Source organism: Mesorhizobium sp. M1399, assembly GCF_040317735.1.
Lineage (GTDB): Bacteria > Pseudomonadota > Alphaproteobacteria > Rhizobiales > Rhizobiaceae > Mesorhizobium.
In genome coordinates, this window is record NZ_JAMYKZ010000031.1 from 19,821 (window position 1) to 29,047 (window position 9,227).

Annotated in this window: 8 protein-coding genes and 2 pseudogenes; 8 read left to right on the forward strand and 2 right to left on the reverse strand. The window is 56.2% G+C overall.

Going from position 1 to position 9,227, the window contains the following annotated elements; translation table 11 throughout:
- Window positions 1–172: 172 nt before the first annotated feature.
- Window positions 173–386, forward strand: a pseudogene (locus tag NKH05_RS31035) (integrase core domain-containing protein); the annotation flags it as partial.
- Between the two features lie 696 nt (window positions 387–1,082).
- Here the strand turns inward: NKH05_RS31035 and NKH05_RS31040 are convergent.
- The gene (locus tag NKH05_RS31040; protein ID WP_353017439.1) at window positions 1,083–1,940 is read right to left on the reverse strand and encodes a sulfotransferase domain-containing protein; all 858 of its coding nucleotides are present in this window, start codon (window positions 1,938–1,940) and stop codon (window positions 1,083–1,085) included.
- A gap of 132 nt (window positions 1,941–2,072) precedes the next feature.
- Between NKH05_RS31040 and NKH05_RS31045 the strand changes: the two genes are divergently transcribed.
- The 7 genes and pseudogenes from NKH05_RS31045 to NKH05_RS31075 all read left to right on the forward strand — a co-directional run bounded on the left by NKH05_RS31045 (window position 2,073) and on the right by NKH05_RS31075 (window position 8,836).
- On the forward strand, window positions 2,073–2,567 hold the full coding sequence (locus tag NKH05_RS31045; protein WP_353017442.1) for a hypothetical protein: 495 nt from the start codon (window positions 2,073–2,075) through the stop codon (window positions 2,565–2,567).
- A 69-nt stretch (window positions 2,568–2,636) separates the two neighbouring features.
- Window positions 2,637–3,344 (forward strand): annotated as a pseudogene (locus NKH05_RS31050) (integrase core domain-containing protein); the annotation flags it as partial.
- Window positions 3,345–4,760: 1,416 nt separating this feature from the next.
- Window positions 4,761–6,029 carry a DegT/DnrJ/EryC1/StrS family aminotransferase gene (locus NKH05_RS31055; RefSeq protein WP_353017444.1) on the forward strand — a complete coding sequence of 423 codons (1,269 nt, stop codon included), beginning with the start codon at window positions 4,761–4,763 and terminating at the stop codon, window positions 6,027–6,029.
- 35 nt (window positions 6,030–6,064) lie between these two features.
- A complete protein-coding gene (locus NKH05_RS31060) occupies window positions 6,065–6,820 on the forward strand; it encodes an amino acid kinase family protein (RefSeq protein ID WP_353017447.1) in 756 nt (251 codons plus the stop codon).
- The gene (locus NKH05_RS31065) at window positions 6,817–7,647 is read left to right on the forward strand and encodes a nucleoside-diphosphate kinase (RefSeq protein WP_352983834.1); all 831 of its coding nucleotides are present in this window, start codon (window positions 6,817–6,819) and stop codon (window positions 7,645–7,647) included. Before NKH05_RS31060 ends, NKH05_RS31065 begins: the two co-directional genes overlap by 4 nt.
- Window positions 7,644–8,324, forward strand: coding sequence for a methyltransferase (locus tag NKH05_RS31070; RefSeq protein ID WP_023802639.1), 681 nt, complete (start codon window positions 7,644–7,646; stop codon window positions 8,322–8,324). Before NKH05_RS31065 ends, NKH05_RS31070 begins: the two co-directional genes overlap by 4 nt.
- A complete protein-coding gene (locus tag NKH05_RS31075) occupies window positions 8,321–8,836 on the forward strand; it encodes a hypothetical protein (protein WP_353017450.1) in 516 nt (171 codons plus the stop codon). Before NKH05_RS31070 ends, NKH05_RS31075 begins: the two co-directional genes overlap by 4 nt.
- Here NKH05_RS31075 and NKH05_RS31080 read toward each other — a convergent pair.
- Entirely contained in the window at window positions 8,810–9,169 is a 360-nt protein-coding gene (locus NKH05_RS31080) for a hypothetical protein (RefSeq protein ID WP_353017453.1), read from the reverse strand. The two genes, NKH05_RS31075 and NKH05_RS31080, sit on opposite strands and share 27 nt — an antisense overlap.
- Window positions 9,170–9,227 lie beyond the last annotated feature (58 nt).

Here is a 9,227-nt window from a genome sequence, read left to right on the forward strand (position 1 = left end):
GCATCCGGGCGAGTCGTAGGGGCGGCCAGATAATGTGCTCGAACTCGCAGTTCATCTGCATACGACGGCCTGCCCGCACTTCGTGCTCCCGCTGCCCCGTGGCCCGGATGCGCCAAGCTTAACGAACCTGACGTACCGAACAAACGATGGCACCAAGAACATCATGCCGGATAATGGCTTCGTGGAAAGCTTCAATGGCCGGCTACGCGATGAGTGCCTCAACGAACGGCTCTTCACCAAGCTATCGGCACGCCCGCAACAGCATCGAAGAATGGAGGATCGACTACAATGTGAATCGCTCACACACGAGCCTCGATGGGCTCACCCCGCTTGAATATGCAACCCGATCCGTCAAGGATCACAACGTGAACAGGGCTAACTTATAGACGCGGACAAAACGGGGAGCACGTCACAAGGGAGCACACTCGGCCTCCGCGAACGTCCACCTTTCGTCGCTTATTCCCGCACCCCACATGGCTGATGTAGTAGCGTGACAGGATGAGGCTGGACCATATTCTATCATTCCCGAGCAATGTTTTTGACGCGCCATGTGAGCATCCCGGCAACGCAGATCTCAAGTCTATTAGCGTAGGGCAGAGGGGGGAAATATCCTGATTCCCGTTCGCCACCGCCGGAGAAGCCTAGTAAGAATGAGCGAGGCGGCGACGAGCGGCACATCCCACACGAGCAGCCAGCGATCTCGCATCCGTGACGCCTCGGTGATTCGGCGTCACAGACAGAATGACGGCAGATTCATACGCGGCAATAGGCCCCGCCGACGATGTGGGTAATTGAAAGCTTCACCTGATGCGTACGCTCCGACCGGCGGCACTGAGGCTGTCAAGCCAGGCTTCCATGCCCGCCGGCCTTCCGGGTACACGCCGCAGAGAGGATATTGCACAGTCGACCTTCGTCGTTTTAGTCGAGGCTCGTGAAGGGTGAGAGACGCCATCGAGCGGCGTAGGAGCGCGACGATTGTTTCGGCAAGCGTCGATCAAGACCAAAAATTAGCCGAACCAGCAGCAACAGGCCCCCATGGTTCTCCGAGGGAAAGGTGTTCCATTTCGTCGGCCATTTCCAGATCAAAATCCGAATCGCTCGTTGAGTCTTGACCCACCGAGCGCGATAAACCGCGCCTCAACCTCCGGACTCCAGCAAGCCTCCCACGAAGTTCGCCTGCCGGAGAAGGTAAAGGTCTGCTCTCCAATTAGTTGGTTCAAGATCAGCTCCGGCTGCTGCGGTGGCTGGATTCCGCAAAACTCAGCAATTTTGCGAATGGTCTCGAGCTGAATTTCGCGCCCTTGGTCACCTATGATCTGCTCATAGGTCAATCCAAGAACATCCTCCTCATCTGCCCACGGCACCAATGGATGACAGCGTTCGTTGAAAATGAAAGGCGCGATCTCATCAAAGTACTTCAGCATTTTCTCGGGCCCGTTCGGCTCATTGCGCCACTTGATCTCAGCCCTCCCAGGCGGGCACCAGTCGCTATTCCCGACATATCGCATCTGCGACACAATCGCCGCACGCATTTCACGCGAAAGAAAGATGACTTTGAAATCCGCCAAACTATGGCGAATACCCATGTCGCACGGTAGATGCCCATAGCCAAACTGACCGGGCTGGATAAAGCGCGACGATATCTCGATCGGTATCCACAGGATGTTTTCAGAATGAGTGAACCGAGCTCTTTCGACGTCCACAAAGCGGAAGTCTCCCAGATATTCTTTATTAAAGAACACATCGGACTGTTCAAGCCCGAGCATGGCAAGCAGACGGGCATATAAATGGGTGCCCGCCTTCGGAATGGAACAAATCATAACCCGCGCGCTTGTGGCGCCGCCCGTGGGCTTAATTGACCAAGCTCCATTTGAGCAGGGGTAAAGCGGAAAATTGTGACCCGCGATAACGCGCAGCTCTTCTGGAAGCGGGTGGACCATTGCGTATCTTCTCACTTTTGCAGGGTGTTAAGCAATCAAGGTAGCAAATGCGGACTGTGGATAAATTCCGAGGTTGCCAGCTTGGCCCCAGGCAGTCGCGCCCTGTTATCGCCGTCCATGAGTGACGGAAGGATGCCAGCCTTCTCCGGCGGTATCGCAGTGTGCCAAGTTTGTGGTGTTAGCGTCACGCAAGGAGAGGCAGGCATCCATGGAAAGGTTACCATCATCGGGGTCGATCTGGCAAAGAACTCTTCAACTGCACGGGACGGCATCAGTCGTATTTCGCTGGAAGCTTTTGCAAATTCATGGCGGGTCACCCGGCATGTGTCGCGGATGGAGGCGTGCGCCGGTTCCCATTATTGTGCGCGCGTGATGGTCCGGCCTGGCCATCAGCCGAAGCTGATTGCACCTCACTATGTCAAAAGCGTTCATCAACCAGAGAAGAACGACGCAGCGGATGCGGAGGCGATCGTCGAGGCAGCGCAACGCCCGACGATGCGCTTCGTCGAACTGAAAACCGAGGAGCAGCAGCCTCGGTCCATAATGTTTCGCACCGGGAACAGCTGGTCAATCAGCGCACTGAGTTGGTCAACGCATTGCGTGCGCACCCTTATGAGTTCGGTATAGCGCGACGATCAGGATGAGTCTCACCTTGATTGTCGCCGCGCACGCACCCTTATGAGTTCGGCCACATCGCGCCGGGAAGGCTATGTCGTCAATCACAAGCGTCTGTTCCGGCTCTATCGCGAGGAGAAGCTTGCCGTGCGGCGGCGGGGTAGACGCAAGCGGGCGATTGGAGCGCGGTCACCGATGATGGTTGCGGTGGCGCCAAACGACCGATGGTCGCTGGACTTCGTCTCCGATCAACTGGCCGACCGTCGCCGCTTGCGTGTTCCGGCTATCGTCGACGATTGCACGCCCGAATGCCTGGCGTTGGTCGGGGACACGTCATTCTCCGGCGTGTGGGTTGCGCGCGAACTCGATCGCCCCATGATCGAGCGCGGCAAGCCGAAGATGGTCGGACAATGGCAGTGAACTGACCACCAACGCCATCCTCGCCTGGGCAGACGGGAGCCATGTCGCATGGCATTACATCGCACCGGGCAAGCCAATGCAGCCTTCGTGGAAAGCTTCAACGGACGCCTCCGCGACGAACTCCTGAACGAGACGCTGTTCCCTTCATTGCCGCAGCCGCGCGCTGCGCTTGCCAGTTGGCGAACGGATTATAACGTCCATCGCCCACATTCGCGGCTCGGGTAGCAGACATCCTTCGAGTTCGCCAACACCTTCAGCCCGCGACGGGACACGGCGCTACGCACCATGATCGGCTCCACGTCTTTGCCCGTCGCTCAACCCGCCCCACAGGGCAAGACCGACCGCCTGAGCGAACTTCGGGTCGGATAAAAGCTGCGGGCAACGTCAATGCTGAGGAAGGAAGAGGATTACCGAAATCCGGCAACGGTGCCTGCATGAGCATTCAGCAGCACACCTGAACCGGGTCCGAATGGGCAAATGATCTATCAGATCGGGATCAGGAAAACCAGAATGACGCACCAAGCCTCGCGCTCGCTTTCTAGATGTGGACCTGATCCGCGTATCACCATACCGGCCCGCGGCAGGTCATGGCCGCAACTCAAGGCCTGACACAAGACCGTCAAAATCTTCCCTGCAAAACGGCTGGCATCCACACAAGAGTCATATATCTGGCCCGCTGCACTGCCCATTTGATGGCATGGACCTCCCCTTCCGATGTACGGAAATGGAGGAACATCTACCCCACAAGCGTCATAACGCCGACTGATGTCGAGCGCGGCCGCCCGGTGAGGCCGGTGCCGCTCCCTCGCGGGCCAAGATCCTGACGCCAAATACTTTGGCACAAAAGATGCTGCAAACGCACCGCCGCGACAAAACTGTGGGGGCGATGCGCTGACGACCGTCAGGCCGCACCAGATGGCGCGATGCGGCTTTGTCGAGAACAGCGCCGACAGTATCGCTTCAGCCCGAACGGCAATCAGGCGCGCCCGAAATTCGCACAAAGCGTGTGGTCAAGGTCGGAATCGGTGAGCGAGAAAGCCAGCAGATATTTTAGTCAATACTGCTTCTCGGCTTCTCGCGGCATCCCGCCGCTTTCTCGATCCGACAGACCCTCGGCGAATTGAAGTAAGGTGATGAGGGTCAGGCAGGATGGCGTCGCGGCGAGCAGAAAAGAGCTACGACCGCTGAGGGCCATGGCAGATCGGCCTCAAATCGTCAGCCAGCCGGCTTGCGCAAAAGCAGCTTTGGCGACCCGCATCGTTGCCTCAGGAATCGTCACTGAAAGTTCGCAAGTTCTGGACGCAACTACTTGCAATACCCCCCCCGGTGGGTTGAATACCCAGGAATTCAAGGGCCCTCTCCATCGGTTGAGCCCGAAGTGCGGACTTCGCCGACAGTATCAACTTTGGCAAGTGGCACGAATTTTGAGCTATCCCTGATGCAAAGCAACGGAAGCTGCCGAATAGCTTCCTGTGGTACGAAACGCAACGGATGAAATGAAGGAAAGCAGACAGCATGTGAGATCTGATACGGATCATTGTGAGCATAATTCTCGCCTCACAACACCGGTCACGAGTTTGAAGCCGCCTTTCTGAACTCAACGTACCGAAGGGTGTCACGGCACCCGGTTTCCTCTCAGGGGCGAACTCTCTGTTCTTGAGCGTTCCGCCGGGGCCGAGCCTCCGCTTGGAAACGTAAAGCGTACGAAAGGTGGGTTGGTTCGGCTCTGCCTTCGCGAGTGACCGATGGTCGACACCACCATCAGGCTAGCGTCTGGAGGACTATATGAATAAGCATGGAAGCTTAGTCTCGGAAGCAAGCGCAACACGCGTTCACCAAAACGACACTTCTCTCGCCCTCTTCGGAGGGAATCCTACAGTGCCGGCCGGGCGAGTTGTCCCCTGGCCAGCTGCCAAACGCAAGCATCTGAAGGCGCTCGCCAGTGTTGTCAAAAGCGGCAAATATCATCGCGTCAATCACCCTATTGTCACTGAGCTCGAAAAGCGCCTAGCGGAGTGGTCGGGCAACTGGTCTGTGCGCGCTGTTGGAAGCGGCACAGCCGCTATTCACGTGGCCCTCGACTATTACCGGAATCGAGGCCGCCGAGCTGTCACCTCGGCTTTGAACTGGCCAGGAGCCGTCGGCCCCATCGCGATCAGCGGACTCGAGCCGGTCTTTGTCGATGTAGAGCCAAACCTTGCGGGAGTTGATCAGAAGATGGCGGCCGCCCTCATCGAGCCAGGGGACGCGGTGGTGCTCATAACTCACCTGTTCGGAAATAACATTTTGGTTCCGGATCTTAGGCTGGCTGCGCGAGCGGGTGACGTGGCAATTATTGACGATGTCTGCCAATCGATTGGCGTTGCGAAAAACATTGTCAATGGATCTTACTTAGAGACCGACGCACTTGCTCTCTCAGGAAACGGGGCCAAACACCTCGGAGCGGGTGAGCTTGGGTTTGTTCTGACAAGGGACCCTGCTCTGATTCACCATGTCGATAAGGTTTCGCTGACAAGCTCGTCGCGATGTGGGGCTAGAATTTTCTCCCCGAGTTCGAAAGGCTACAATTACCGACCCAACGTATTCTCTGCTGCCATAGCCAACCACAGGCTCAAGCGCCTAGACCGGCAGCTCAAAAAAAGGCGAAGCAACGCAATGTTCCTCTGGCAGGAAATTGGCCATCTCTCAGGGCTTCTGCCTCTTTTCGATCCAGCAGTTCATCAACAATCCGTGCTTAGTCTCCCGCTTCGTCTTGAGCCGGAAAAGCTCGGTTTTCTAGGTGGCCCCTCGGCCAGGGATTTCATCGTTAAGCTCCTTCAAGCCGAGGGAGTTCCTGTCATGGTTTGGCTGACGAAGCCCGTTTTTGAGTATCTCCCGGACGTCAGCAAGAGATGGTCAAGGACCGATTTTCCAAACACCATGATGCTACTGAACACTATGTTTTGCGTGTCGGAGATGGCTCCGCCAAACGGCGCAGAAGTGATGAAATTGTACGCGGCCGCATTCCAAAAGGTTTGGGCAGCGCTTCCAAATCTAACCTCGAAAATCCCTTAGATCGTGTGTTGGCCGGAGGGCGGGAGGGCGAAACGATGGACGGCTTAATAAAGGGTTTTCCGCCATATGGCTTTTCGATTGTTGTGAAATTCGGCGGGAGCATCATGCGGGACCTTGCCGTGTGTAAGCTTGCACTGGCTGAACTTGAGCGTCTCGCCGGTGACGGTCATCGAATACTACTTGTTCCGGGCGGCGGCATCCCGGACAAAGCAATTGAAATGATTGATGCGGCCGAGCCATTGGACTCGTTTACGGCGCATCATGCGTGTGCGCTAGCACAGGACCAAACGGGGTATTTGCTTGCGGACACCGCCTTCTCTTCCAAGCTTGTTCCATCGGCCAGCCTAGGTGAATGCCGAAATCTCGCGAGAGTTGGAAAGATTCCAGTCCTGCTACCTTCCCGTTTGCTGTTTGCGGCTGATCCAGTGGAATGGAGTTGGGATGTTACATCCGATGCCGTTGCCGCGTGGGTCGCTTGGCTCACCGGGGCACCACGGCTGGTGATTTTGACAGATGTTGATGGCGTGTATCGTGGTGGAGCAACCGAAGATCCCGCTGCACTTATAGAGCAGATCGCTGCTCAAGATCTTCTCCTTCTCGGCCACACGTCGATTGACGCGTGCGCGGTCCAGTTCATGGCGCAGAAACGCCTCCCCGGCGTGGTGATTAACGCTCGTCATTCTTCTCGTCTCTCCGATTGGCTCGAAGGGAGGCGCGTTAAAGCGACCAACATTACCGTCGGAAGCAGCAAAGCCTATATCGGAACCGAGGATCTGGGGGGGGCGGCATGATGCCCTCCACGGCACTAGTAGTTTATGGCCCAGAAGTCGCGCGCTCCGGAATCACGTGCCTGCTCGACGATTTTATTCGCAGGCGAACCGGCCTGGAACTCGCGGAGCGATTCTTTTCAATCCACAGTCGTAGATCGATCGATGCGTTTTATTCCCTGACACATTCCACCGGGGGGAACCATTGGCCATTGGTACTGGACTTGTTCGACATGCGTCCGGTTTGCGCCACAATCTGGAGCGGACCTAATGCGCTGCACCTGTCGCAAGGCCTAAAGGGTAATACACAGCCGGCCCATGCTATAAGCGGCACCGTACGCAGTCTCTTTTTTTGCGACAATCCCGTGACGAACCTCCTCCATGTGAGCGACAGTCCAGAAGTAATGCAGGCCGAGCTGACAATACTTCGGCGCCAATCCTTGGGCAACGAAGTGGCCGCCTGGAATTCTCTGGATACCGGCCACATCGCCCATTCATCTTTCCAGATGTTGTTAAACGTTCTTTGCGACAGGGAATCTGTACAGATGCCGGACAATGGGGGTGATGGTAGCGCCTTTGCTCACGCGAGATCAAGTTACGGCAAAGCACTCCTACTCGCATCAAAGAGGGGCCTGACAACGGCCGTCCACCGGTACCTTCATGGGGATCGAGCCGGTCTAGAAGGCGTTGTTCAGCACGCATCTGTCCGCTCATCTTGGGACCGCCTCGTCCTTGAGGCTGGTCTGTTTTCAATGCCTCTTTGGCATTGCCTGCTGAAGCGAACCGTCGATGCCGTCGAGCCTGAATCAGATAGCGACGACTACCGCATCGATCTGGGGGAGCACATATGAGCGAACTCGATAGTATCAGGACAACGCTGCGGACAAGCCAACAAGGCACTTTCCCGCGCCATTTGCAGGAATTCGGGCTTGATCTGATCGTACTGGAAGGGGTTTTTCCTCCTGAGAGTTTCGAGGGTTGGCGTTGGATTAGCGAGAATTTCCCGCCATTCGCCGGAAAGACCATATTAGAAATCGGCTGCGGCTTCGGTCTTCCCGGCCTTCTGTTGGCAAAAAGTGGTGCGCGGTCGTTAGTAGCTTGCGACATCAACCAGAGGGCGGTCGCGAACACATTGGAGAATGCCAAAAGAAACGGCATCAAGAACGTGGAAGCTATCGAAAGCGATTTATTCACAAACATCCCCCGTCGCAGGAGATTCGATATTGTATTTTGGAATTACCCGTCGAACTTCGCTGCAGAAGATTACATGTATGTAGATGACATCGAACGTGGCGCGATCGATCCAGGGTATAACTTGCTCAAGCGTTTTTTGTCGGAGGGCCCAAAGTTCCTTACAAAAACAGGTCGTATCGTTCTAGGATTCGGGACTAATGCCCGTGACGATCTCCTTGAACACATTGCGGCTTCGAATGATCTCACATGTGTGATGCTGCGGTCCGGAACCTATCCCCACGTGAACGTAATTTACAGGCTGTTCTCAATATCCAAGAAGGATATAAGGATATGATTTCCGACGTGATGCACACTGGATTTGTGGCTATTTCGCCCAACCGGTGCAAAGATAGTTGGGTGGCCGGCAGCAGCGTCCTTTCGCAATTCATCCAGCGTGTGCCGAATGATGTTGACGTTCATCATGTCAATTTGGTCGCATTTATGGAAGCTGTGGACAAGGATACAAGGGCTCTGGCAGACGCGGGGTTCTCCATCGCCTCCCAGCAACCTGCCGGCGCGGAGTTGGAGATCGTGTTCTTGGGGTCGAACGGGACCTTAGCGATGAATTGGGTTCTCGAAGAGGAGCGACCAACGGCGTTAGTTGATGATCCGCTTCTTGGGACACGGGCGAGCTTCGCGGACGTCATCGCGCGAAAGATTGAGATGTACTTGGAGGGCCACCATTCGAAGCATAGGGATGATCTGCTTGCACTCCTGGAGCATTCCGCGTTGATGGCTGATGAAATCAGCCCGGACAAATTGGTTGCTATGATTTCCGCGCTAGGGCTTGTTGAGAATCAGGATTGATCGGGATAGGGGGATGCCTCGCGGCGCCGCCCCTCCCACACCACAGGGCATACGGATCACGTACCACGGCGGTTCGACCGGATTAAGCTTCGACAGAGACATAGAGGCGGGGGAGACCGAGCGACTCGAAGTGTTGGTTGCGCAGGGCCTGTTGGACCGCCGGGTGTCCTGACATGCGCCAGAATCCCGTCGGTGAACCAGCAGCAACCGCGGCCCGGAGCTTTGGCACGCCACAACGGCGCAGCTCCTTGTACGGTTGTGGCCGTTCCCCCATTGCCGCCAAAGATACATGCGTAATCTTCGGCGGGTCCACGCTTCCAAGTTCGTAAGCACCCGCGGGGTCTGGCAGAAGCCGAATAGAATACCTTCCTAAAAAACATGCCTGCAATTT

Bases quoted from the DNA above. Each gene is read 5' to 3' on its own strand.
- NKH05_RS31075 (WP_353017450.1), top strand. From the start codon at position 8,321: ATGATTTCCGACGTGATGCACACTGGATTTGTGGCTATTTCGCCCAAC.
- NKH05_RS31065 (WP_352983834.1), top strand. From the start codon at position 6,817: ATGATGCCCTCCACGGCACTAGTAGTTTATGGCCCAGAAGTCGCGCGC.
- NKH05_RS31045 (WP_353017442.1), top strand. From the start codon at position 2,073: ATGCCAGCCTTCTCCGGCGGTATCGCAGTGTGCCAAGTTTGTGGTGTT.
- NKH05_RS31060 (WP_353017447.1), top strand. From the start codon at position 6,065: ATGGACGGCTTAATAAAGGGTTTTCCGCCATATGGCTTTTCGATTGTT.
- NKH05_RS31070 (WP_023802639.1), top strand. From the start codon at position 7,644: ATGAGCGAACTCGATAGTATCAGGACAACGCTGCGGACAAGCCAACAA.
- NKH05_RS31040 (WP_353017439.1), bottom strand. From the start codon at position 1,940: ATGGTCCACCCGCTTCCAGAAGAGCTGCGCGTTATCGCGGGTCACAAT.
- NKH05_RS31055 (WP_353017444.1), top strand. From the start codon at position 4,761: ATGAATAAGCATGGAAGCTTAGTCTCGGAAGCAAGCGCAACACGCGTT.